This is a genomic window from Nocardioides sp. NPDC006303, assembly GCF_040613175.1.
Taxonomy (GTDB): Bacteria; Actinomycetota; Actinomycetes; order Propionibacteriales; family Nocardioidaceae; genus Nocardioides.
Genome location: NZ_JBEXRR010000017.1, coordinates 102530 through 127303, shown reverse-complemented (window position 1 = coordinate 127303; position 24774 = coordinate 102530). Strand labels below are relative to the sequence as shown.

General features: G+C 69.4%; 18 protein-coding genes and 1 pseudogene. 11 read left to right on the top strand and 8 right to left on the bottom strand.

The features are described 5' to 3' along the window. Positions 1 to 121: 121 nt before the first annotated feature. Both ABZY89_RS15290 and ABZY89_RS15285 read right to left on the bottom strand, forming a co-directional pair. The gene (locus tag ABZY89_RS15290; RefSeq protein ID WP_355228437.1) at positions 122 to 1621 is read right to left on the bottom strand and encodes an amino acid permease; all 1500 of its coding nucleotides are present in this window, start codon (positions 1619 to 1621) and stop codon (positions 122 to 124) included. A gap of 54 nt (positions 1622 to 1675) precedes the next feature. Then, positions 1676 to 3346 carry a tannase/feruloyl esterase family alpha/beta hydrolase gene (locus ABZY89_RS15285; protein WP_355228435.1) on the bottom strand — a complete coding sequence of 557 codons (1671 nt, stop codon included), beginning with the start codon at positions 3344 to 3346 and terminating at the stop codon, positions 1676 to 1678. Positions 3347 to 3535: 189 nt separating this feature from the next. Between ABZY89_RS15285 and ABZY89_RS15280 the strand changes: the two genes are divergently transcribed. Genes ABZY89_RS15280 through ABZY89_RS15260 form a run of 5 tightly spaced genes read left to right on the top strand, consistent with a single transcriptional unit; the run spans position 3536 to position 8187 of the window. Beyond that, a complete protein-coding gene (locus ABZY89_RS15280) occupies positions 3536 to 4309 on the top strand; it encodes an ABC transporter ATP-binding protein (RefSeq protein ID WP_355228434.1) in 774 nt (257 codons plus the stop codon). 10 nt (positions 4310 to 4319) lie between these two features. Beyond that, positions 4320 to 4994 (top strand): ABC transporter ATP-binding protein, encoded by a 675-nt coding sequence (locus tag ABZY89_RS15275; RefSeq protein ID WP_355228432.1) that lies wholly within the window; start codon positions 4320 to 4322, stop codon positions 4992 to 4994. 50 nt (positions 4995 to 5044) lie between these two features. Next, positions 5045 to 6292: an ABC transporter substrate-binding protein gene (locus tag ABZY89_RS15270; RefSeq protein WP_355228430.1), complete on the top strand. Its 1248-nt coding sequence runs from the start codon at positions 5045 to 5047 to the stop codon at positions 6290 to 6292. 27 nt (positions 6293 to 6319) lie between these two features. Next, positions 6320 to 7192: a branched-chain amino acid ABC transporter permease gene (locus tag ABZY89_RS15265; RefSeq protein WP_355228428.1), complete on the top strand. Its 873-nt coding sequence runs from the start codon at positions 6320 to 6322 to the stop codon at positions 7190 to 7192. Continuing rightward, complete coding sequence (locus ABZY89_RS15260) at positions 7189 to 8187, top strand: branched-chain amino acid ABC transporter permease (protein WP_355228427.1); 999 nt, start codon at positions 7189 to 7191, stop codon at positions 8185 to 8187. The genes ABZY89_RS15265 and ABZY89_RS15260 overlap by 4 nt, the downstream gene beginning before the upstream one ends. Positions 8188 to 8194: 7 nt before the next feature. On the opposite strand, the gene ABZY89_RS15255 is transcribed toward ABZY89_RS15260, so the two are convergent. Further along, the gene (locus ABZY89_RS15255; protein WP_355228425.1) at positions 8195 to 10090 is read right to left on the bottom strand and encodes a GAF domain-containing protein; all 1896 of its coding nucleotides are present in this window, start codon (positions 10088 to 10090) and stop codon (positions 8195 to 8197) included. A 63-nt stretch (positions 10091 to 10153) separates the two neighbouring features. Beyond that, the gene (locus tag ABZY89_RS15250) at positions 10154 to 12163 is read right to left on the bottom strand and encodes a thioredoxin domain-containing protein (RefSeq protein WP_355228423.1); all 2010 of its coding nucleotides are present in this window, start codon (positions 12161 to 12163) and stop codon (positions 10154 to 10156) included. A 180-nt stretch (positions 12164 to 12343) separates the two neighbouring features. On the opposite strand from ABZY89_RS15250, the pseudogene ABZY89_RS15245 reads away from it, so the two are divergent. Continuing rightward, positions 12344 to 12463: pseudogene (locus ABZY89_RS15245) on the top strand (RNaseH domain-containing protein); the annotation flags it as partial. A gap of 265 nt (positions 12464 to 12728) precedes the next feature. Continuing rightward, complete coding sequence (locus ABZY89_RS15240) at positions 12729 to 13325, top strand: hypothetical protein (protein WP_355228422.1); 597 nt, start codon at positions 12729 to 12731, stop codon at positions 13323 to 13325. Positions 13326 to 13435: 110 nt separating this feature from the next. On the opposite strand, the gene ABZY89_RS15235 is transcribed toward ABZY89_RS15240, so the two are convergent. From ABZY89_RS15235 to ABZY89_RS15220, 4 genes are all read right to left on the bottom strand, one after another. Next, positions 13436 to 15187, bottom strand: a complete 1752-nt coding sequence (locus ABZY89_RS15235; RefSeq protein ID WP_355228420.1) for a beta-galactosidase family protein — start codon at positions 15185 to 15187, stop codon at positions 13436 to 13438. Between the two features lie 74 nt (positions 15188 to 15261). Then, complete coding sequence (locus tag ABZY89_RS15230; protein ID WP_355228418.1) at positions 15262 to 16602, bottom strand: extracellular solute-binding protein; 1341 nt, start codon at positions 16600 to 16602, stop codon at positions 15262 to 15264. A gap of 15 nt (positions 16603 to 16617) precedes the next feature. Continuing rightward, positions 16618 to 17490 (bottom strand): carbohydrate ABC transporter permease, encoded by an 873-nt coding sequence (locus ABZY89_RS15225; RefSeq protein WP_350662303.1) that lies wholly within the window; start codon positions 17488 to 17490, stop codon positions 16618 to 16620. Then, entirely contained in the window at positions 17487 to 18422 is a 936-nt protein-coding gene (locus ABZY89_RS15220; RefSeq protein WP_355228416.1) for a sugar ABC transporter permease, read from the bottom strand. The genes ABZY89_RS15225 and ABZY89_RS15220 overlap by 4 nt, the downstream gene beginning before the upstream one ends. A 110-nt stretch (positions 18423 to 18532) precedes the next feature. Here ABZY89_RS15220 and ABZY89_RS15215 point away from each other — a divergent pair, with 110 nt between their 5' ends. From ABZY89_RS15215 to ABZY89_RS15200, 4 genes are all read left to right on the top strand, one after another. Next, a complete protein-coding gene (locus ABZY89_RS15215; protein WP_355228413.1) occupies positions 18533 to 19573 on the top strand; it encodes a LacI family DNA-binding transcriptional regulator in 1041 nt (346 codons plus the stop codon). Continuing rightward, positions 19570 to 21630: a beta-galactosidase gene (locus tag ABZY89_RS15210; protein WP_355228411.1), complete on the top strand. Its 2061-nt coding sequence runs from the start codon at positions 19570 to 19572 to the stop codon at positions 21628 to 21630. Before ABZY89_RS15215 ends, ABZY89_RS15210 begins: the two co-directional genes overlap by 4 nt. After that, a complete protein-coding gene (locus ABZY89_RS15205) occupies positions 21627 to 23780 on the top strand; it encodes an alpha-galactosidase (protein ID WP_355228409.1) in 2154 nt (717 codons plus the stop codon). Before ABZY89_RS15210 ends, ABZY89_RS15205 begins: the two co-directional genes overlap by 4 nt. A 158-nt stretch (positions 23781 to 23938) precedes the next feature. Then, positions 23939 to 24757 (top strand): ABC transporter substrate-binding protein, encoded by an 819-nt coding sequence (locus ABZY89_RS15200; protein ID WP_355228407.1) that lies wholly within the window; start codon positions 23939 to 23941, stop codon positions 24755 to 24757. Positions 24758 to 24774 lie beyond the last annotated feature (17 nt).

Genomic DNA, 24774 nt, shown 5'->3' with positions numbered 1-24774 from the left:
CGGGTCATGGGTGACCTTGTTCGCGCCGGCCTTCAGCTGCTCAGACTTGTTCTTGACCAGCACGCCGACACCAGCGGCGGCGATACCAGCGGCCGCGCGCCCCTCCCCTTCTACGAGAGCCTCACATGTGCAGCGGCTCGACGGTCTTGTCGTCGCCGCCCTTGCCGACCCGCGAGTTGCGGTAGCCGTAGAGGAAGTAGATGGCGAAGCCGATCGCCATCCAGACCAGGAACCGCAGCCAGGTCTCGATGCTCAGGTTGAGGGTCAGGTAGATGCAGATCAGCGCGGCCACGATCGGCAGCACGGGGTTGAGCGGCACCTTGAAGGAGCGCGGCAGGTCCGGGCGACGCTTGCGCAGGATCGGCACGGCGATCGAGACCAGCGCGAACGCGGTCAGGGTGCCGATGTTGACCATCTCCTCGAGCTTGCCGATCGGGGTGAAGGTGGCCACGATCGCGACGAAGACACCGACGGTGAGGGTGATCCGGACCGGGGTGCCGGTCTTCGGGTTGACGTGGGCGAACCTCACCGGGAACAGACCGTCGCGGCTCATCGCGAAGATGACCCGGATGGCGCCGATCATCAGCGTCATCACGACGGTGGTCAGACCGGCGACGGCGCCCGCCGAGATCAGCGTCGCGAAGCCGCCGCGGCCGACGTCGCGGAACGCGGTGGCGAGCGCGGCCTCGGAATCGATCTGGTCGTACTTCACCATGCCGGTGATGACCAGGGCGACGGCGACGTAGAGGATCGTGCAGATCACCAGCGAGCCGATGATGCCGCGGGGCAGGTCGCGCTGGGGGTTCTTGGCCTCCTCCGCGGTCGTGGCGACCACGTCGAACCCGATGTAGGCGAAGAAGACGACCGACGCGGCCGAGATGATGCCGAGGACACCGAAGGTCTGCGGCTCCAGGCCGAAGGCCCACTGGATCAGCGGCTGATGGATGCCCTCACCGCTGACGGAACCGGCACGCTCGGGGATGAACGGGTCGTAGTTGGAGCCGGTGATGTAGAACATGCCGGCGACGATGACGAACAGGACGATGAAGAGCTTGACCGCGACGAGCGCGAGGTTGACCCGCAGCGACTCCTTGATACCGATCGCGATCAGGCCCACCAGGACGATCACGAGCAGCAGGGCGGCCAGGTTGGGCTGACCCCAGTCGGCGCTGGCGTCGGGCCCGTAGCCCTTGGGCCAGCCGAGGCCGATCTCCTCGAGGAACGTCACCAGATAGCTGCTCCAGCCCTGGGCGACCACGGACGCACCGAGCACCATCTCCAGGATCAGGTCCCAGCCGATGATCCAGGCGAGCATCTCGCCGAGGGTGGCGTAGGAGAAGGTGTATGCCGACCCCGACACCGGCACGGTCGAGGCGAACTCGGCGTAGCACAGCGCCGCCAGGCCACAGCAGATCGCAGCGATGATGAAGGAGAAGACCACACCCGGTCCCGCATACTCGGCCGCGGCTCTACCGGTCAGCGTGAAGATTCCCGCTCCGATGATGACGCCGATCCCGAAGACGGTCAGGTCGACGGAGGTGAGCCGCCGTTTGAGCTTGAAATCAGGGTGGTCGGCATCGGCGAGAGACTGCTCGATGGATTTTGTTCGCCAAATGGACATGGGGAACAGGAAACCATCTCGATCGGCGGACTCGATAGGTCGGGGGGCAAACCTTTATCCGTCGCACCGGAAGCTGCTCGCCTCCGAGACAGGCCCACCGACGTACGCGGGCCAGGCCGGCCATTCGCACAACGGGCGGGTTCGGCCGGCTCCGGCGTTGCCGTCGGCGACCACCTGGTTCTCGCCCGGCGCGACGCCTCGCTCGGCCCACTTCTCCAGGGCCGTGAGCGAGTCGTACGAGGCGGAGAAGGCGACCGGGGCGAAGTTGGCGTGGTTGGCTCCGGGCACCAGATAGAACCGGGAGAACCCCTCGGTCGCCCGCTTGCCCATCACCCGCTGGACGCGCTGGTAGTAGTCGATCGTGGAGCGGTGGCTGACCAGCTCGTCGGCGGCACCGTGGACCATGATCAGCCTGCCGCCGGAGCGGGCGAACGGACGCAGGTCGGCGTCGTTGACATCCTGGAGCGCGGTCAGCTCGCTGATCCGGCGCTGCCACTCCCCCGGGTCTGCCGGGTCGATCGCGAACGCGCTGATCTGCGGGTCGCGGGCGACGAAGTACTTGGCCCACTGGTTCCAGAACTGCATGCCGTAGCCGGCGGTCACCGGCATCGGGTCGGCCGGCGCGCTGGTGCCGAAGCCGAGAACCGGCGTCGACATCCGTGCCCCGGACAGCAGCGGGAACCCGGGATAGCCCCACTCCCCGCTCGCCACTCGGTAGGGCAGCCGCCAGCTGCTGTCGGCGGCCACCACCGCATCCACCTGCTCGCGGGAGAGGCAGGTGTCCCCGGGCGTCTCGCCCTCGCCGCACAGCAGCGTCTCCGGATCGAAGTCGCAGCCGGCCTCGTCGGAGATCACCCCGTCCGCGAGCCCGTCGCCGCCGTCGCAGGCGGCCACGACCCGCTGCGCGACGAGGTCCTGCTGCGCCTTCGACGGGAACGCGCCGGCCTTGCCGAACTCGTGGGTGATCCGGCCGAAGAAGAGGTCGAGGGTGGCGGCGTTCCAGGCGGGGTACGCGGAGATCACCCCGTCGAAGTCGCGCGGCCAGCGCTGCGCGACCGCCAGGGCCTCCCGGCCACCGGTCGAGCCGCCGGCGAAGTAGGCCGTCCCGGGCGCGCGGCCGAAGGCCTTCGAGATCACGTACGTCGCGGTGTCGTGCACCTTCTTGAGCGCGTCACCGGAGAAGTTGCGCACCGCCTCGTCGTTCTGGCCGAACCAGCCGTCCAGGCTGGCGATCGGGTGGCGGCCGGTGTCGGCCTGATGGCCGGAGTCGCTGGCGTAGGTGGCGTAGCCGCGTCCGAGCGGGGTGCGCTGGTCGACCGGCCCGAAAGGCACGTTCTGGGCGAGGTTGGGGACGGTGCCGTTGTAGCCGCCACCACCGAACATCATCGTCTTCCCGTTCCACCCCTGCGGCAGCGCCAGGCCCATCCGGATGTCCGGGGCGGCGGGGTCGACCGGGTGGATCGCGATGTCGGCGCGGCAGTAGGCCGGGAGCGCGGTCGAGCCGGTCCCGGAGGCCGGCATCGACGTCGTCGCGGTGACCTCGCCACCGGTGGTCGGCAGGCCGATGCGGTGGGCGGGGATCCTCAGCCCGACCAGCGACGAGCAGTCGGCGGTGCCCGTCGACGGCGCGGCGCTCGCGGGCACCTGGCCGACGACCAGGGCCGCGGCGGCGAGGGCGAGCGAGGAGCCGACGGTCAGGAATCTGCGTACGAGGGTGGAGGCCATTGCTCCAGGATCGCGACGCGGTGTGACGTGCGCCATGTGGCCGCCGCACACAACTCCGGTGCGCGAGATGTGGGCGACTGGGAGCCGAGGGTCGAGAAGCCGGCATGGGGACGTGCCACACAACGGAGGGGCTCAGTGTGTCCCGAACCCCTATGGCGTACGTCTCACCACTTCCCTAGCGTCGCCCCTGTGACGAGCACCACATCGACCCTGAGGTGCGCACTACGGACCGAGGGTCTCACCAAGGACTTCCGCGGCTTCCGCGCGGTCAGCTCCGTCGACCTGGAGGTCGCCGAGGGCACCGTTCACGCCCTCGTCGGCCCCAACGGCGCCGGCAAGACGACCCTGTTCAACCTGCTGACCGGGTTCCTCAAGCCCACCAGCGGGCGGATCACGGTCTTCGGTGACGACGTCACCGGAATGGCACCGGAGCGGATCACCCGCCACGGGGTGGCCCGCTCCTTCCAGATCACCAGCCTCTTCGAGAACCTCACCCCGCGCGAGCACGTCGAGATCGCGCTCCAGGGTCTGACCAACCAGGGGCTGAAGTTCTGGCGCTCGGAGAAGCTGCTCGGGCGCCGCCGCGACGAGGTCGACCGGCTGCTGGCCGAGGTCGGCCTGACCGAGCTGGCCGACAAGCCCACCGGGCTGATGGCATACGGCCAGAAGCGGGCGCTCGAGCTCGCTCTCGTCCTCGCCGTCGAGCCCCGGCTGCTGCTCCTCGACGAGCCGACGGCGGGGATGGGCATCGAGGACGTGGACCGCACCATCGAGCTCGTCCGGCGCATCGCCGAGGGCCGCACGGTCGTCTTCGTCGACCACAACATGCACGTCGTCGCCCACCTCGCCGACCGGGTCACCGTCCTGCAGCAGGGCTCGGTGCTCGCCGAGGGGCCCTACGACGAGGTGCGCGCCGACCCGCGCGTCATCACCGCCTACCTCGGAGAGGCTCACAGTGCTTGAGATAGAGAAGTTGAGCGCGTGGTACGGCGAGGCGCAGGCCCTGCGCGAGGCCACCCTGAGCGTCGGCGAGGGCGAGGTGGTCACCCTCGTCGGCCGCAACGGCGCCGGCAAGACCACCCTCGTACGCTGCCTGATGGGCCTCCACAAGCACCTGTCCGGATCGATCCGGCTCGACGGCCGCGAGATCACCTCGCTGCCCGCGCACAAGCGGGCCCGCGCCGGGCTCGGCTGGGTGCAGGACGACCGCGGCATCTTCGCCAACCTGAGCGTGGAGGAGAACCTCCTGCTGCCTCCGAAGGTCTCCGAGTCCGCCTGGACGCTGGAGCAGGTCTACGACGCCTTTCCGGCTCTCGGCAGCCGCCGGCGCGCAGGTGGGACGACGCTCTCGGGAGGCGAGCAGCAGATGCTCGCCGTCGCCCGGGTGCTCCGCACCGGCGCCCGCCTGCTCCTGCTCGACGAGCCCTCCGAAGGGCTCGCCCCCGTCATCGTCGCCCAGATCGGCGACATCGTGCGGACCGCGAAGCAGTCCGGGATCGGCGTGCTCCTGATCGAGCAGAACGTACGTTTCGCCGCCACCGTCGCCGACCGCCACTACCTGCTCGCCCAGGGCCGCCTGGTCGAGAGCCTCGACAACGACGAGTTCGTCGAACGTCAGGACGAGCTACTCGAACACCTCGGGATCTGACGTACGTCCCCAGAGATCGAGCACAGCCCTACCCCACGAGGAGAGACACGATGAACAAGCGACGCACAGCTGCCGGCGCCTCGATACTGATGGCAGGTGTCCTGGTCACCGCAGGCTGCGGAGCCGGCGGGCCGAGCGCGAGCGGAGGCGACTTCACCGACGACAAGGTGGTCCTCGCCCTGCTCAACGACGCCTCCGGTGTCTACAAGGACGTCTCCGGCCCCAACTCGAAGATCGCGATCCAGATGGCGATCGATGACTACCAGGAGAAGTACGGCGACGAGGCCGTCGTCGACGACATCGAGGTGACCTCGGCCGACCACCAGAACGAGCCGGACATCGCCAACACCAAGGCCCAGGAGCTCTACGACCGCGAGGGCGCCGACGTGATCCTGGACGTGCCGACCTCGTCGGCGGCGCTGGCCGTCGCGACGCAGGCGAAGAACAAGAAGAAGCTCTACATGAACATCGGCGCGGGCACGACCGAGCTGACCGGCGCGCAGTGCAACAAGTACACCTTCCACTACGCCTACGACACCTGGATGCTGGCCAACGGCACCGGCACCGTCGTCACCGAGGAGGGCGACAAGAACTGGCAGCTGATCTACCCCGACTACGCCTTCGGCCAGGACATGGTGAAGTCGTTCACCGGCGCCATCGAGGCCGGCGGCGGCAAGGTCGCGGGCACGATCGCGACGCCGTTCCCGAACGACAACTTCGCGACGTACATCACCAAGGCGGGAGCAGCGAAGCCGCAGGTCATCGGCACCATGCACGCCGGTGGCGACCTGATCAACCTGGTCAAGCAGTACAACGAGTCCGGGCTCAAGGACCAGGGCATCGACCTGGCCGTCGGGCTGATGTTCATCTCCGACATCCACTCGCTCGGCGTCGAGGCGTTCGAGGGCACGATCTTCACCGACGCCTGGTACTGGAACCTCGACGAGAAGTCCCGCGAGTGGGCGGACCGCTTCATGGAGGAGACCGGCGACCGGCCGACGTACGCCCACGCGGGCAACTACTCGGCGGCGACGCAGTATCTCGAGGCAGTCCAGGCGGCCGGCACCGACGACGCCGACAAGATCGTCGAGGAGCTCGAGGGCAAGAAGGTCGAGGACATGTTCCTGCGCAACGGCGAGATCCGCGCCGAGGACCACCGGGTCATCCACGACGTCTACCTGGCCCGGGTCAAGGGACCGGACGACGTCAAGGAGGACTGGGACTACGAGGAGATCATCAAGACGATCCCGGCCGAGGAGGCGTTCCGCCCGGCAGCCGAGTCCGGCTGCTCGATGTAGCTGCAACCGAGGTCTAGAGGGATTGGTATGAACGCGGTTCTGCAGTACACCGTCCAAGGGCTCGCGGCCGGCAGCTTCTACGCGCTGGCCGCGCTCGGCCTGGCGGTCATCTTCGGGGTGCTGGGCGTGGTCAACTTCGCCCACGGCGCCTTCTACATGTTGGGAGCGGTCGCCGCCGCGGTGCTCCTGGACACCGTCGGGATGAGCCTGTGGCTGGCGCTGATCGTGGTGCCGCTGCTGATGCTGGTCTTCGGGATGCTGGTCGAGCGGCTGCTGGTGCAGTGGCTGCTGCCGCTCGACCAGCTCTACAACCTGCTGCTCACCTTCGGGCTGACCCTGCTGCTGGTCGACCTCGTCAAGCGCCGCTACGGCGTGAGCGGCCTGCCCTACGAACGACCCGCCGCACTCGACGGACGGGTCGAGCTGGCCGGTGTCGGGCTGCCGATCTACCAGCTCTTCGTGATCGGTGTCGCACTGCTCGTCTGCCTCGGCGTCTGGCTGCTGATGACGCGTACGCGGGTGGGCATGATCGTCCGTGCCGCGACCGAGCGGCCCGAGCTGGCCGGTGCGCTCGGGATCAACGTCGGGCGCTGGGTGACACCGGTGTTCGGCTTCGGGGTCGCGCTCGCCGGTCTGGCCGGGGTGCTGGCGGCACCGTTTAGGGCGATCACCGCCGAGATGGGCAGCGACTTCATCATCATCCTGTTCGCGGTCGTGGTGATCGGCGGGCTCGGCTCGATCGTGGGCGCCGTCGTCGGCGGGTTCCTGGTCGGGCTCGTGGAGGCCTTCGGACAGGCGTACGCACCGACGTTCTCGCAGGTGCTCATCTTCGTGCTGATGGCCGTGGTCGTCCTGGCCCGGCCGGCCGGGCTCTTCGGCCGAGAGGAGGCGACGGCATGACGTCGATCGCGACGGCTGGCGCGAGCGTCACCGAGCAGCATGCGGCGATCGCGGGCGCACGCCCGTGGCAGCGACTGGTCCTGCTGGCCGTGGGGCTGGTGGTGGCGCTGGGGCTGCCGTGGTTCGTCTACCCGCCGGTGGCGATGGACATCGCCGCGTGGGCCCTATTCGCGGTGGCCCTCGACCTTTTGCTGGGCTATTGCGGGCTGCTCTCGTTCGGCCATGCCGCGTTCTGGGGCGGGTCCGCCTATGCCACCGGACTGATCGCGATCCACCTCGGTGTGCCGTTCCCCGTGGCGGTCCTCGGCGGGGCGCTCTTCGCGATGCTCCTGGCGGTGCCGATCGGCTACCTGTCGGTGAAGCGGTCGGGGATCTACTTCGCGATGGTCACCCTCGCCTTCGCGCAGATGCTCTTCTTCATCGCCAACCAGGCCTCCTCGCTCACCGGAGGTGAGAACGGGCTCCAGGGCGTGCCGCGCTCTTTCTTCGGGATCGAGGCCGTCGAGACCGACTCGTTCTTCTTCTACTACGCCGCGCTGCCGATCATCCTGCTCGGGATGTGGGCCGCCTGGCGGATCGTCCACTCCCCCTTCGGGCGGGTGCTGGTCGCGATCCGCGACAACGCGCCGCGGGCCCGGGCGCTGGGCTACGACGTCGAGCGCTACAAGCTGATCGTCTTCGTGCTCTCGGCCGGGCTCTCCGGGCTCGCCGGCGGCGTCTTCGCCGTCTCGCACGGGTTCGTCGCCCTGCCCGAGCTGCACTGGGCCACCTCCGGCGAGGTCGTCCTGATGACCGTGCTCGGCGGAATCGGGACGCTGTGGGGCGGCGTCATCGGCGCCGGCCTGATCGTGATGCTCGCCGACTACCTGGCCTCGTCCGGGTTCGACGGGATCGGGATCGTCACCGGCGCCGTGTTCGTGACCGTGGTGCTGCTCTTCCGTCGCGGCATCTGGGGCACCGCCCGCCACCTCTGGCTGACCCGTCGTCGTTCCTGAGCCTGCTCTAGGCGACCAGCTGATGGAGCCGGAGCGCCAGCTGCACCTCGAGCTGGCGCTCCGGCTGCTGCCAGCCCTTGCCCAGCAGCCGGGTGACCCGCTCCAGGCGTTGGGTGACGGTGTTGACGTGCACGTGCAGCGCGCCGGCGGTGCGAGTGAGGTTGCGGTCGGCGGCGAAGTAGGCCCGCAGCGTCTCCACCAGCTTCGACCCCTTCGCGGCGTCGTAGTCGATCACCGGACCCAGCCGCGAGGTGACGTACGCCGCCGGGTGGCCGTCGGAGCCGAGCAGCAGCCCCACGAAGCCGAGGTCCTCGGCGGTGACCACCTGGCCCTCGCGTCCCAGGGTCATCGCGGCCGCCAGGCAGCGGCGGGCCTCGTCGTAGCCCTTCACCACGGCATCGGGGCTGCTCAGCGGTCCCGGCACCGGGCCGGCTGCGCCGACCGTCACCGGCGCGCCGGCGGAGAGCCGTAGCCCCTCGACCACCAGCTCGCCGGCGGCGCGGGCGTCGCAGTCGGGAAAGATCAGCACGACCTGCCCCTGCCGCACCGCCGCGAACCCGTCGTGGGTGGCGGCGACGAACGTGGCCGCCTGACCGACCCGGGCTCGGTCCCCGGGGACGTTCGCCACCACGACGGCATAGGGCCGGGACAGATCCGCCTGCAGCAGCCGGCCTCGCTCGCGCAGCGTCTCCGGGTCCGGGGTGGTGCCGGAGAGGAGCTCGTCGAGGAGCTCGCCGCGTACGCGTCCCTCGGCCTCGGCGACGCTGCGGCGGAAGAGCAGCAGCAGCGCCGTCACCAGCGCCGCCCGCTCCAGGATCCGCTGGTCGCCGTCGTCCAGATCCCCGTCGTCGCGGTCGACCTCGCGCGGGCCGAGGAGCATCGAGCCGAGCTGCTCGGCGCCGGCGAGGACCGGGGTGGCGTAGATGTCGCCGCTGCCGGCGGTGCGGCTCAGGTCGAGGCTGCGCCTGGTCACGGCGGCCTCGTAGTCGGAGACGGGCTGGTCGGGGGCGCTGCTGGCGATGGTCTCGCCGGCCAGGTCCAGCACCACGACCCGGGCCCCGAGGACCTCGGCGACGCTGCGTACGACGTCGTCGACGCCGCCGCCCTCGACGACGATCCGGGTGAGCCGGTCGTGGGCGTCGGCGGCGCGCTCGACTGTCTCGTTGCGCGTCTGCAGCTTGCGGGTCGTGACCTCGAGCTCGGCGACCGCGGCACGGGTCTCTTCCAGCAGCCTGGCCTTGTCCACGGCGATCGCTGCGTGGGCCGCCAGGGAGACGAGCAGCGCGCTCGCCTCGGCTCCGAAGGGACGTACGGTGCGGTTGGCGGCGAAGAGGACGCCGATGACCTGGGTGCCGAGCAGGAGGGGTACGCCGATGATCGCGCGGATGCCCTCGCCGCTGACCGCACCGTCGATGTCGGGGGCGTGCCGGAACCGCTCGTCGGGGATGTAGTCGGCGGTCGAGTAGGGCTTCATGGTCTGGGCGACGAGGCCGCCGAGCCCGATGCCGTAGGGGATCCGGGTCGAGCGGAAGGCCGCAGTCAGGATGCCCTCGGTCACCCGCATGTACTCGCCACGACGCTCGTCGTTGAGCGTCAGGTAGGCGACGTCGCTGTTCAGCAGCTGCCTCGCCCGGGTCACGATCGCCTGCAGCACCGCCTCCAGGTTGGTCAGCATCGCCAGGTCGTTGGCCGACTCGAACAGCGCCCCCAGCTCGCCCTCGCGCCGGCGGCGCGCCTCCAGGGTCGCCCTGACCTGCAGCGCGAGCCTCTTGGCGTAGTCGATCCGCTCCTGCTCCCCGGCGCTCGCCCCCGCCGCTCGCGCGGCCTGCGACGGTCCCTCGAAGTCGGCCTCCGCGGCATCCCCGGCCAGCAGCTCCAGGAACGCGACCACATCGACCGTCATGTGACCGAAGTTACACTTCTACGCGCGCACCGACATAGGGCATCACCACATAGTTGCCCGGGATCAGGTATGGGTCTTCGCCAGGTCCCCCACGGAGGTGACGGGACGCTCGCAGACGAACCCTCGACAGACGTACGCCGCCGCCTTCCCGTCCACGGGAGTGCGGCTGCTCAGCAGCGGGATGTCGTCGCGCGCCTCGTCGGCGACGACCACCACCGCACCCGGCTTGCGGCGGGCCGCGGCCTCGAGAGCGTCGCGGTCGGGTCCCGGCGGTCCGACGACCGCGATCTCGAGGGGACCGTCGGCCATCGTCGCCGCGGCCGCCAGCGACCAGCCGGCGAACCGGGGCGCCTTGGCCATCAGGTTGCTCGTGGTCGCGAGCGCCTCCTCGGCGGCCGTACGGTAGCGGCCCTCTCCGGTGAGAGCGTGGGCGGTGACGAGCGCATGGACCATCGCACTGGTGCCGCCGGGGCTGGCGTTGTCGGAGGGGTCCCGGGGTCGGGTGACCAGCGCCTCCGCGTCGTCGGCGGTGTCGTAGAACCCGCCGTCCTCCGCACGGAAATGGGTCAGTGCGGTGTCGAGCAGTGCCGTGGCACGGTCGAGCCAGGTGCTGTCGCCGGTCGCCTGGGTCAGCGCGAGGAAGCCGGCGGCGACGCAGCCATAGTCCTCGAGTACGCCCGCGTGGGCGCCGGCCAGCCCGTCGCGGCTGACACGAAGGAGGCGGGCGCCCTGAGCGTGCACCAGCCAGATCAGCTCCGCTGCGCCGATCGCCGCGTCGAGATACCGCCGCTCCCCCAGCAGCAGCCCGGCGTCGACCAGACCGCTGATCGCCAGTCCGTTCCAGGCCGCGACGACCTTGTCGTCGCGGGCAGGGCGTACCCGCTCCGCACGCGCCGCCAGCAAACGCGCCTTGACCGACTCGAGCCGCTCGGTGTCGTCGGGCCGGTGCCGCAGCTGCAGGGTCGAGGCACCTTCCTCGAAGGTGCCGGCCTCGGTCACCTCGAAGACCTCCGCGGCCCAGGCTCCGTCCTCGGGTCCGAGGACGTCGACGAGCTCGCTCGGGGTCCAGACGTAGAACTTCCCCTCGACCCCCTCGCTGTCGGCGTCGAGCGCGGAGGCGAACCCACCTTCGGCAGTGCCGAGCTCGCGGATCATCCAGTCGGCGCTCTCCCGGGCGACCCGGTCGCCGAGCTCGGTGCCGAGGCGAGCGTAGAGGCCGATCAGCTGAGCATTGTCGTAGAGCATCTTCTCGAAGTGCGGAACGACCCACCCGCGGTCGACGGCATAGCGTGCGAACCCGCCCCCGACCTGGTCATAGATCCCACCGCCCGCCATCGCCGCCACGGTCCGTGCCAGCATGTGCGAAGCCCTCCGCGAGACGTCGGTTTCTGACGCCGAAGAGTCAGTTTCTGACGCCGAGACGGCAGTACGCCGCAGGAACTCCAACACCATCGACGGCGGGAACTTCGGGGCACCCCCGAACCCGCCCGCCATCGGATCGAACTCCCCCGCCAGCGTCTCAACCGCGGCATCGACGTCGACCTGCCAGTCGCCCGCGGCCCCGGCCGCTCCGGAGATGTTGGCCAGGTGCTGGCGTACGTTCTCCGCCACCGCCCCGATCTCCGACCGCCGCTGCGTCCACGCCTCCGAGAGCGCCTGCAGCACCTGCGTGAACGCCGGCTGCCCATGGCGAGGCATGTCCGGGAAGTAGGTGCCCGCGAAGAACGGGTTACCGTCATGGTCGAGCACCACCGTCATCGGCCACCCGCCCGACCCGGTCATCGCCGTCGTCGCCGCCATGTAGACCGCATCCACATCCGGCCGCTCCTCCCGGTCGACCTTGATGTTGACGAAGTGCTCGTTCATGTACGCAGCCGTCGTCTCGTCCTCGAACGACTCGTGTGCCATCACGTGGCACCAGTGGCACGCGGCGTACCCGACCGACAGCAGGACAGGTAAGTCCCGCCGCCGCGCCTCCTCGAACGCCTCGGGCGACCACTCCCACCAGTCCACCGGATTCTGAGCGTGCTGGAGCAGGTAGGGCGAGGTCGCGGAGGCGAGTCGGTTGGCCACTCCTCCAGCCTTGCACGCACATGAGCAAGTGATGCAAACGTGTCAGATGACAGGGATTCTTGACGCGTATTCCGCTCCAACATTCAGTGGCCAACGGCAGACACCGCGCTTACGGTGGCGTCGCCGGGCTTGGCGAAGCGCCCGTGTGCGCCCGGCCAGGCGTGACGGGCTGCACGACTTTGCAACCAACCCGTGTCCTGGGATGACCGCACCCGCTACCCAGCGCCGCTCCACCTGACTACATCCGTCGTCAAGGATCACCCGGGATTCATCCCCGACGACGCCGACCTCGAGGAATGACGTTTGAGCTGCCGTGACCAACTCGATCGCTACTACGACTTCAAGGCAAAGAGCGCTGACTGACGTGAGCCCCTCTCCCGTTTCATCGGGAGAGGGGCTCAGTCGCGTTGTTCGTCGAACTTCTCTTCGCCCGCCGGGTACGCGCCGCAGCGGGAGCGCGGCGGGAAGTACGCATCGGCTATCTGGAACCTGGGCGAGCCGGTGCAACACATGTTCTCGTTGGCGCGTCATGAAGACACACATCGCCCGGACTCGGAGGGTTCACATGAAGCAGCTCGTCTTCCTTCTCATCGGCGCGCTCGCACCCGTGGTGGGGCCGGTCCTCAGCGCCCAGGCGCTGCCGCCCGACCTCGTCTGCGACGGCAGCTACCACCATCGGACGTTCCGCAACGTAGTCATCCCGGACGACGCCCGCTGCGTGATCACCATTTCCAGGATCACCGGCAATGTCCGCACCACCGGTGCACCGAGGGTGGTCAGCATCACCGACACGAGCCTCGGCCGGAACATCCACGTCCGCAACGTCGTCGAGCGCGTCACCATCGGGGCCGCGGGGTGCCGCGTGGACCCGGTCGCCGGACGAAATCTCATGGTCCGCAACTCCCGCAACGTGGCGATCTGCGAGATGTCGATCGCCAACAATCTCGTGGTGCGCGACAATCGGGGGACCTTGATGGTCCGGGACAACAAGGCGTGCAACAACCTCCGCGTCGTCGGCAATCACGTGCGTTCCCTGCGTGTGCTCAGGAACTCCTACGCCGGCAACTTCTCGGTGGCTCGCAACAGCTGGGTGGACCGCAGGATCGTGAGGGACAACGTGGAGCTACATCAGAACCCCGCGGCGTGCCGTCGGGCTGGATGAGTGATTCCACGCCAGCGTCACGTCGATCGTCTCCTCCCCGCCGCCTACACCGTGGCAGACAACCCACAGGCCCGTGATCCCGCACCCGAGCGGGACTCTCAGGGCCGGCCTCAGTCTTCGAGCGGACCCAGGGACGGCCCGGCGACGAACCGGGCCGTCGGATCGGCGAGCACGTCCAGCTCGAGTACGACGAGCTCGTTGCGGTCGGGGCGCAGCAGCGGGCCCGGCACGAACAGGGTGTGCTGCGGGCCGCGCTGCCAGTAGCGCCCCAGGCAGAAGCCGTTGACCCAGGCGATGCCCTTGCCCCAGGCGGAGGTGTCGAGGAAGAGGTCGACATCCGGCTCGGCCGAGAAGAACGCACGCCACGCGGTGGGCCCGGCCCCGGAGCCACGGCCGTCTGGTGGGCCGGTCTCCCACAGGCGCGGCACCCGGTCGAGGTCGATCGCCAGGACCTCCCAGCCCGTGAGCGGCACGCCGTCGAGCAGAGCCGGCCCGACCAAGCCCTTGTGCTCACCGATGCGGGCGCCGTAGTTGACTCGGCCCTGGTCCTCGACGACCAGCTCCAGGCCGCGCCCGCGCGGCAGCGCGATCGCCCGCTCGCTGTGCTCCCGCTCGAGGATGCCGACCGGAGCGCCGTCGAGGAAGACGGCGGCCCGGTCACGGACCTCGCCGAGGGTGAGGACGCCCGGGCGGTCGCCCGGCAGCTCGGTCCGGTAGACGGCCAGACGAGTCTCTGTCTCCATCTCGTCCAGCATCGGCAGCGACTCCCAGCTGCTCCAGGAGCCCCAGCGCGCCGGGTCGCCGAGCAGCCGGACCGGCTCGCCCAGCGCCACCGTCAGCTCGGGGGCGAGACCGGCGGCCTCGGGGGTCTCGGTCGGCGCCGGCGCGTAGCGAGCGATGACGTCGCGGAACGCGAAGTACTTCGCGGTCGGGTTCCCGGCCTCGTCCAGGGGAGCGTCGTAGTCGTACGAGGTCACCGTCGGCCGGTAGATCCCCTTGTCGTTGGCCCCGCTGGTCAGGCCGAAGTTCGTGCCGCCGTGGAACATGTACACGTTGACCGAGGCTCCTGCGGCGAGGAGGGCATCGAGCTCCTCGGCGGCCTGCTCGACGGGGGTGGTGTGGTGCCGGCCTCCCCAGTGGTCGAACCAGCCGTCCCAGAACTCCATGCACATCAGCGGCCCGGTCGGCTGGTGGTCACGGAGGGTGCGCAACCGGTTCACGCTGTCCGAGCCGAAGGAGCTGGTACGCAGCACCCCCTCGACTCCGCCGGCGGCGAGCATGGCATCGACGGGCTGGTCCACGGTGACCAGCGGTACGCCGATGCCGGCTCCACGGGTCATCTCCACGAGGGCCTGCAGGTAGCTCCGGTCGTCACCGTAGGCGCCATACTCGTTCTCCACCTGGACCAGCAGCACGGGTCCGCCCAGGGCGACCTGGTGCGGGCGCACGAGCGCGAGCACCTGGTGGAGGTACTTCTCGACCTCGTCGAGGAAGCGCGGCTCGTGGCGGCGGATCCCGACGCCCGGCTCCCGGAACAGCCACGGCGGCAGCCCGCCGTTGTCCCACTCCGCACAGATGAACGGCCCCGGACGCACGATCGCGTACAGGCCGGCCTCCCCCACCAGGCGCAGGAACCGCTGCAGGTCGAGGATGCCGTCGGTGTCGAAGACGCCCGGGCGGGGGCTGTGGGCGTTCCACGGCACGTACGTCTCGATGGTGTTGAGGCCCATCAGCCTGGCCTTCTCGATCCGGTCCGCCCAGTGGTCGGGGTGGACCCGGAAGTAGTGCAGCGCGCCGGAGAGGATCCGGAACGGCTCACCGTCGAGGAGGAAGTCGGTCTCGCCGATCGTGAACTCGGGCATGCCTACCTCTCGTGGGAGAACGGACGGCCGCCGCTGCGCGAGGTGCGGCGGCCGTCGGTCCCGTCAGTCGTGGGTCAGTTGACGCTGAAGCCCTGCTCGTTGCCGTACTTCACGAGCGCTTCCTGCCAGGCTCCCAGGCCGTCCTCGAGGGCGGAGTGGGTCTGGTAGGACTTGCCGACGGTGTCGCCGTAGATCGTGTCGGCGTACAGCTGGTACGGCAGGTACTGCCAGCCCTCGGCCACCTGCGTGGCTGCTTCGGTGAGCACCTGGTTGACCTGCTGGCCACCGAAGTAGTCGAGCTTCTTGTCGACGAACGCCGGGTCCTGCAGGTCCGCGACCGTGGCCGGGAAGCCACCGCTCTCCAGGAACGGCTCGACGCCCTCCTCGTGGTTGAGCCAGCGCACGAACGCCGCCGCCAGCGCGGGGTTCTTGCTCTGCTCCAGCACCGACTGGGTGCTGCCGCCGTTCTCGGCGGTCACCGGCTGCCCGTCGTACGTCGGCATCGGTGCGGCCCGCCACTTGCCCGCACCGTCGGGCACGGACTGCTCGAACACGCCGGGTGCCCAGGCACCGAGACCGATGGACGCGATGGTCCCGTCACCCAGCGCCTTGTACCACTCCTCGGTCCAGCCGGGGATGGTGCAGACCAGCTCGTCCTCGATGAGCTGGTTCCACACGCCCGTCCACTTCTGCGTGCCCTCGTCCTGCAGATCGATCGTGACGCTCTCGCCGTCGGACTGGAACGGCGTGCCACCGGCCTGCCAGATCATGCTGGTGGTGAAGCCGGCGTCACCGCTGTCGTTGGTGATGCACTGCGACGGGTTCTCCTTCTTGATGGTCCGGGCGGCCTCGACGTACTCGTCCCAGGTGGTCGGCACCTCGAGCTTGTGCTCGTCGAAGACCTGCTGGTTGTAGAAGAGCGCCATCGGACCGGAGTCCTGCGGCAGCCCGTAGAGGCCCTCGCCGGCCTGCACCGAGGCCCAGGTCGACGGCGTGTAGTCCGACTCGAACTCGTCGAAGCCGTACTGGCCCAGGTCGACCAGGTCGCCGGGCAGCGCGAACTGCGGCAGGGCCTTGTACTCGACCTGCGCCACGTCGGGGCCGCCGGAGCCGGCCTTGATCGCATTCTGCAGCTTCGTGTAGTGGTCGTTGCCGGTGCCGGCGTTGACCAGCTTCACGTCGACATTCGGGTACTGGTCCTCGAACGCCGCAACCTGGGCCTCGGCGGACGGGGTCCACGTCCAGTAGGTGATGGTGCCACCTTCCTCGAGGGCGGCGTCGAGGTCTGCGGCCGTACCTTCGCCTCCGCCTCCGCCGCCGTCGCCCGAGCCGCAGCCGGCGAGCACGGAGGCGGCTGTGAGGGCTGCCGCGACGAGGGCGATCCGGCGGGATCTGCGCCCATTGGTGATCAACATGGCGTTCCTTTCATTTCACTGTTTGACGCTTCCCGCGCTCAAGCCGGACTGCCAGAACCGCTGGAGGAGGAGGAAGGCGATGACGAGCGGGGCGATGGTCAGCAGGGAGCCGGTGACCACCAGGTTGTAGACGGGCTGCGCGTTCGCGCCCGTCGCCTGAGCGCTCCACTGGGTGAGGCCCACGGTGAGCGGATAGAGCTTCGGCTCGCTCAGCATGATCAGTGGCAGGAAGTAGTTGTTCCACGTCGAGACGACGGCGAACAGCAGCACCGTGACGATGCCGGGAGCGAGCAGGCGCAAAGAGACCGTGAAGAAGATCCGGATCTCGCCGGCGCCGTCGATGCGCGCCGCCTCGAGCAGCTCGTCCGGTACGGCGTCCGCGGCGTAGACCCACATCAGGTACAGGCCGAACGGGCTGATCAGCGAGGGGATGATGATCGCCCAGACCGTGTTGGTGAGCCCCATGTTCGAGAACATCAGGAACGTCGGCACCGCCAGCGCGGTGCCGGGCACGGCCACCGCGCCGATGATGACGGCGAAGACCGCCCGCCGTCCGGGGAAGCGGTACTTGGCCAGGCCGTAGCCGGCCGCGGTGGCCAGGAGGGTCGCGCCGCCGGCACCCACCACGACATAGAGAAGGGTGTTCGCCAGCCAGCGCAGGAAGATGCCGTCGCGGTAGGTCAGCGTGTCCCGGACGTTGCTGAAGAACGCGAACTCGTCGCCGACCCACAGCCCCGGGCTCGAGAACAGATCCGCCTGTGTCTTGGTGGCGCTCAGGATCAGCCACGCCAGCGGCACCAGCGTGTAGACGAGGAACAGCGCCATCAGCACGGTCAGCAGCGGCGACCGTCGCGGCGCCAGCGGCGACGTGCTCACCCGGCTCGTCATTTCATCGCCTCTCGTGAGCCGCGGAGCTGGACGGCGTACGCGATCACCGCGGTCAGCAGGCCCATCACGATCGCGACCGTCGCCGAGTAGTTGTACTGCTGCCCGCCGAAGGACAGGTTGTAGGCATAGAGGTTCGGCGTGTAGTAGGTCGTGATGATGTTGGGTTCCAGCGTGCGCAGGATGTTCGGCTCGTTGAAGAGCTGGAAGGTCCCGATGATCGAGAAGATCGTGGCGATCAGGATGGCCCCGCGCAGTGCCGGGATCTTGATCGAGAGCACGGTGCGCAGCTCCCCGGCGCCGTCGAGCGCGGCGGCCTCGTAGATCTCGCCGGGCACGGTGCGCAACGCGGAGTAGAAGATCAGCATGTTGTAGCCCACGAACTCCCAGGTCACGATGTTGGCGATCGAGGCGAGCATCCAGTTGCTGCTCAGCGGCGCGATCGAGGTGCCGAACAGCTCGTTGAAGTCGGCGGCCAGCCCGAAGTTGGTGCCGTACATGAAGCCCCACATCAGGACTGCCACGACGCCGGGAACGGCGTAGGGCAGGAAGATGAAGAGCCGGAAGAAGCTCGTGCCGTAGAGCCGGGCGCTGTCGATGGCCAGTGCGGCCACCAGGGCCAGACCGAGCATGATCGGCACCTGTACGACGAGGAACAGCAGGACTCGCAACGAGCCGTCCCAGAACTTGTCGTCGGTGAACACGTCGACGTAGTTGTCCAGACCGACGAACTCCGTGGTGCCGAAGAACGCCTGCGCACGGAAGAGGCTGAGGTAGGCGGCGTAGGCGATCGGCGACAGGAAGGTCAGCGCGAAGACCGCCAGGAACGGGCCGACGAAGATCCACCCCTTCCTGTCGCTGCGTGACCACCGGCGACCGGGCACGGGCGGTCGCCCACCACCGCTGGTCTCCCGGCTTCTCTCCAGCTGGGTCACGGTCCCACCTCCCTTCACCGCCATTCCCTGGCGGCCTGTTAACGTCAACAGGTACAGTGACGTACGACACATGTTGACGTCAACAGGTTGGCGGAAGGATTATTCGGTCCATGGCGACAGACAGCACGGCCGGGGCACCAGTTCCACGGCGGGGAGCCTCACAGGCCGACGTTGCCCGGATCGCCGGGGTCTCGGGACAGACGGTCTCGCGGGTCGCGAACGGCGCCCGCTACGTTGACGCGGCCACTCGGGAGCGGGTCCTGTCCGCGATGCGCGAGGTCGGCTACCGGCCCAACCGGGCGGCCCGGGCGCTGCGCAGCGGACGGTTCCAGAGCATCGGCGTGATCGCGTTCGAGCTCTCCAGCGTCGGCACCACCCACACGCTCGACGCGATCGCGGCCGCCGCCACCCAGACCGGGTACGCCATCAACCTGCTGCCGGTGCTCGACGCCACCCAGGACGCCGTTCGAGCGGCATTCGACCAGCTCGGCGAGCAGGCGGTGGACGGCATCATCATCCTGGTCGAGACGCACCGGCTCGACGGCGTCGCGGTGCCGGAGGGACTGCCGGTGGTCGTGGTCGACTCCAGCGCGGAGTACGACTACCCGATCGTCGACAACGACCAGGCCCTCGGAGCACGGTTGGCCACCGAGCACCTGCTCGACCTCGGTCACGAGACCGTCTGGCACGTCGCCGGGCCCGAGCTGTCCTATTCCGCGCGGCGTCGCCGGACGTCGTGGCAGGAGACGCTCGAGGCCCACGGCCGAACGGTGCCGCCAGTGCTGCCGGGCGACTGGTCGACCGGAGCCGGCTACGAGGCCGGCCTCCGGCTGGCCGACAACGAGGAGGTGACCGCGGTGTTCACCGCGAACGACCAGATGGCCCTGGGCCTCCTGAGGGCCCTGCACGAGCGCGGTCGCCGGGTCCCCGACGACGTCAGTGTCGTCGGCTTCGACGACATGGAGGAGGCGGCGTACTTCTGGCCGCCACTGACCACCGTCCACCAGTCGTTCGACGAGGTCGGCCGGGGCGCAGTCGATGCCCTGATCCGGGAGATCCAGTCCGGCGAGCACGAGCACCAGGAGGCCCTGGTGCGGCCCCGGCTGGTGGTCCGGGCCAGCACCGCCCCGCCCCGCGGGACGACCGCATGAGCCGGCGACCGCACCGCTGGGTGCGATGGCCCGAGTCGCTCGCGATCGAGAACGCTCGCGGACCGCTCGGCTTCGGAGCCGACTACAACCCCGACCAGTGGAGCCGGGAGGTGTGGGACGAGGACGTCCGGCTGATGCATCAGGCCGGGGTGAACATCGTCTCCCTCGGGATCTTCTCCTGGGCCCGCCTGCAGCCGGCCGCGGACACCTGGGACTTCGCATGGCTCGACGAGGTGATGGACCTGCTGCACACCCACGGCATCGCCGTCGACCTCGCCACCGCGACCGCCTCGCCGCCGCCCTGGTTGAGCGCCCGGCACCCGGAGATCCTTCCTGTCACGCGCACCGGCGAGACCATGTGGCCGGGCTCCCGGCAGCACTGGCGGCCGACGTCACCAGTCTTCCGACAGCACGCCCTGGCGGTCGTCGAGATGATGGCGAGCCGGTACGCCCACCACCCGGCGCTCGCCGCCTGGCACGTCTCCAACGAGCTCGGTTGCCACAACCTCTACGACTACTCCGACGACGCCGCGACGGCGTTCCGCGCCTGGCTGTCGCAGAGGTACGGCGACCTCGACGGCCTCAACCACGCCTGGGGCACCGCGTTCTGGTCGCAGCGCTACAGCGACTGGAGCGAGGTGCTGCCGCCGCGGCTGACGCCCACCATTCCCAACCCGACACACCAGCTCGACTTCAAGAGATTCTCCTCCGACGCCCTCAAGGTCTACCTGCGCGCCGAGCGGGAGATCCTCGACCGGCTGACCCCCGACGTACCGGTGACCACGAACTTCATGGTGATGGACCACTTCGACGGCATCGACTACGCCGACTGGGCGGCCGAGGTCGACTTCGTCTCCAACGACCACTACACGCTCGTCGACGACCGCGCCCGCGACGAGCTGTCGTTCTCGGCCAACCTGACCAGTGGCATCGCCGGCGGTGAGCCGTGGTTCCTGATGGAGCACTCGACCAGCGCGGTCAACTGGCGCGCGATCAACCCGCCCAAGGCGGACGGCGCGCTGGTGCGGGACTCGCTCACCCACGTGGCGCACGGTGCGGACGCCGTCTGCTTCTTCCAGTGGCGGCAGTCCGTGTCCGGCGCGGAGAAATACCACTCGGCGATGGTGCCCCATGCCGGCGAGGACAGCGAGGGCTATCGGACGGTGGTCCGGCTGGGCGGGCACCTCGAGCGGCTCGCCTCCGTCGTCGGGTCGCGGCGACAGCAGGCCCGGGCCGCGATCCTCTTCGACATCGAGTCGTCGTGGACCCTCGGCCTGGAGGCCAACCCGAGCTCCTCGGTGAGCCATCGGGCGGAGGCGCTCGACTGGTACGTCGCGTTCCTCGCGCTCGGCGTCCGAGTTGACGTTCTGCCCGTCGGCGCGCCGCTCGACGGGTACGACGTGGTGGTGGCGCCGGTGCTGCACGTGATGCCGGCCGCGACGGCCGACCTGCTGGCGGAGTTCGTCGACCGCGGTGGCCACCTGGTCACGACGTACTTCTCCGGCGTCGTGGACGAGAACAACCACGTGTGGCCGGGTGGTTACCCGGGTGCGCTGCGCGACCTGCTCGGCATCCGCATCGAGGAGTTCGGGCCGCTCCTGGACGGGTGCGAGGTCGTTCTCGACGACGGCAGTACCGGGACGCGGTGGACCGACCGGATCACCGCGACGACTCCCGACACACAGGTCCTCGCGTCGTACAAGACCGGTCTGCAGGAGGGCCGCCCCGCAGTGACCCGACGGGCCCTGGCTCACGGCTCGGCCACCTACGTCTCCACCCGTTTGGGTGCGGATGGTCTCGAGCCGCTGCTGGCCCGACTGCTCGAGGCCGCCGGGGTGGACAGCGAGCTGCCCGCGGGGCTTCGCGGCCGGGTGGAGCTCGCGATCCGCGCAGACGGCGAGAGGGAGCACTGGTTCCTGGTCAACCGGACCGACCATGTGGTCGACCTCGGCGAGCTGGGCGACCTCGGCGAGCCGATGTTCTCCTCGGGTGCCGATCTCGGCGTCGCCGAGCTGGCGGGCTCCGAGGTGGCCGTGTTCACCCGCACCGCCCGATGACCAGCGAGACCCGCCCAGCCCGCGGCGTGCACCTCCGGCGAGGCGACACCAGCCTGGTGGTCCGGCTCGACTCCACCGAGCTCCCGTGCATCCTCCACTGGGGACCGGATCTCGGCGAGACCGCGGCCGAGCACCTTCCCGACCTTCTCCGCTCGCTGGAGATGCCGAGCCTCGACGGGGCGATCTACCAGCACTCGTGGGCATCCGTGCTGCCGCAGCAGACCAGTGGCTGGGTGGGTCGTCCAGGTCTGCTGGGCAGCCGCGCCGGCCAGGCCTGGGCGCTCACCTTCGACTCGGTGGAGCACACGGTCACCGAGTCGACCGACTGCACCCGGCTCACCAGCGTCGCGCTGGACGGGCCGGCCGGTGTGGAGGTGACCACCGAGATCGAGCTGTTCGGGAACGGTCTGCTGCGCCTGCGTGCCTGCGTGCGGAACCTGGCGGCGACGCCGTACGAGGTGACGCTGCTCGAGCCGGCTCTGCCGGTGCCGGCCGAGGCCGACGAGCTCCTCGACATGGCAGGGCGGCACGCCCACGAGCGCACCCCGCAGCGCCACGCGTACACCCAGGGACAGCACGTCCGCGAGGCCTGGGGCGGTCGTCCCGGCCACGACTCGGCCACCGTGCTGTGTGCCGGCCGGTCCGGGTTCGGCTTCCGTGCCGGTCGGGTCTGGGGTGTTCACCTCGGCTGGAGCGGCAACCAGGTGCTCTGCGCCGAGAACTCCTTCACCGGCTGGAAGCTGCTGCGCGGCGGCGAGCTGCTCATGCCCGGCGAGATGGTGCTGGGCCAGGACGAGACCTATGCCTCGCCTTGGCTGTACGCCTCCTGGGGCGAGGGGCTCGATGCCTTCTCCGGCCGCTTCCACGAGCACCTGAGGGCGCGGGACGTGCACCCACGGCGCGCGCGACCCGTACTCCTCAACACCTGGGAGGCGGTCTACTTCGACATGGACCTGCAGAAGCTCGTCGAGCTCGCCGAGCGTGCAGCCGAGCTGGGCGTCGAGCGGTACGTCCTCGATGACGGCTGGTTCAAGGGGCGGCGCGACGCCACGAGGTCCCTGGGTGACTGGGTCGTGGACGCGGACGTGTTCCCGGACGGCCTCACTCCACTGGTGAAGACCGTGCAGGGCCTGGGCATGGAGTTCGGGCTGTGGTTCGAGCCCGAGATGGTCAGCCTCGACTCCGACGTGGCCCGGGAGCATCCCGAGTGGATCCTCGGCACCCACGCCGGTCCCGGCATCAGTTCGCGAAACCAGCACGTCCTCGACCTCTCCAACCCGAACGCCTGGGACCACGTGCTCGGCCAGATCTCGGCGCTGGTGGAGCGCTACGACATCGCCTACATCAAGTGGGACCACAACCGTGCGCTGACCGGCGCGGGCCGCGGGCGAGACCACAGGCCCGCGGTCCACCTGCAGACGCTCGCGGCCTATCGCCTGATGGACGCACTCCGTGCCCAGCATCCCGCGCTCGAGATCGAGTCTTGCTGCGGGGGCGGCGGGCGCCTCGACCTGGGAGTCCTCGAGCGGACCGACCGGGCCTGGGTCTCCGACTGCATCGACGCGCACGAAGGGCACCGTCTGGTCCGGTGGACCGGGCTGACCCTCCCGCCCGAGCTGATGGGCACCCACGTGGGATCGAGCACCGACCACACCACCGGACGCCAGCACACCCTGCGCTTCCGCGCCGGCACCGCCGTGTGGGGACACCTCGGCATCGAGTGGGACCTCACCACCATGGCGGACGAGGAGCGCGAGGAGCTCCGGGCCTGGATCGCGCTGCACAAGCGGTTCCGTGGCCTGCTCCACGCCGGCCGCGTCGTGCGGGCGGACACAGTGCACGACGGCCTGCAGCTGGACGGCGTGGTCGCCCCGGACGGGCGCGAGGCGCTGTTCCGTCTGTCGGCGCTCGACCACACCCTGGGCCAGCCGGCCGGCCGCATCCGGTTCCCCGGCCTGACCCCGGAGACGGCGTACCGGGTGACGCCGGTGCCGCTTGCGGTGTCACCCAAGGACCGCCCACGACCCGCGTGGTACGACGGCGGCGCGGTGATGAGCGGCCGACTCCTCGACGAGGTCGGCGTGGTCGCGCCTCTGCTGGAGGCCGACGACCTGGTCATCGTGCACCTGGTCGCGGAGGTGGCGTCGTGACCGTCACCGTCGGGGCCGGGCGCGACACCCAGGATTCGTGGCTCGTTCGTGCCTTGTTGGTCTGGCCACGTTCCACCTGACGTACGGATCCTGTTGCCTGGCTCACGCCTTGCCGCTCGGGCTCGCATGCCAGCCATCGCCAGCAACAGGACCCCCACATGAACCAGATCAAGTTGGTCGTCGCCGGCGCAGTGGCCCTTCTGGGTGCGATCGCCTTCAGCGGACACTTCTCGGACCCCGCACCATCCGCCAGCGGAGAGGCGAGCGCCGCGGTCGAGAGCAGCAACACCCTTCGGATCGGTGTCGACAGCACCGAACCCGTCTACTACGAGAGCGGCGGCGCGACGAAGGGCTTCGACTACGAGATGGCGCACAGCGTCGCCGAAGGCATGGGCGTCGAGCCTGAGTTCGTGGCGATGGACTTCAACGAGCTCTTCCCGGCCCTGCGAGCGGGAAAGATCGACATGATCGGGGCCCAGGTCACGAGCACCTCAGAGCTCGAGCGGGAGTTCGACTTCAGCGCGCCGTACTTCTCGACGTACGTCGCCTTCCTCACCCCCGAGGGATCGGCCATTCACACGCGCCGTGACGTCAACGGGAAGAAGATCGCGGTCGTCGACGGCGCCGTCCAAGGGTCCTACCTCGAAGAGAAGTACCAGGACGTCCAGATCGTCAGGGCCATCAACGTGGGCGCTGCCATCGAGCTGATCGAGCGAGGCGAAGCGGACGCGTTGTTCCACGGAGCTCCGTACGCTCAGTCGATCATCAAGGACGCACCCATAGCCCTGGAAGAGCCGATCGTCTACCCGGTCAAGGACGCCCCGATCGGATTCGTGATGCGCTCCGGCGACCAGCGCAAAGAGCAGATCGACGAGGTCCTGAAGGACATGGTCCTCGACGGTGAGTGGCTGAGGATCAAGACCGCCTACTTCGAGGCAGACCCGCTCTCCGACGTGTTCCGCGACAAGGGATCCTGAACCGTTTCCGCCACATA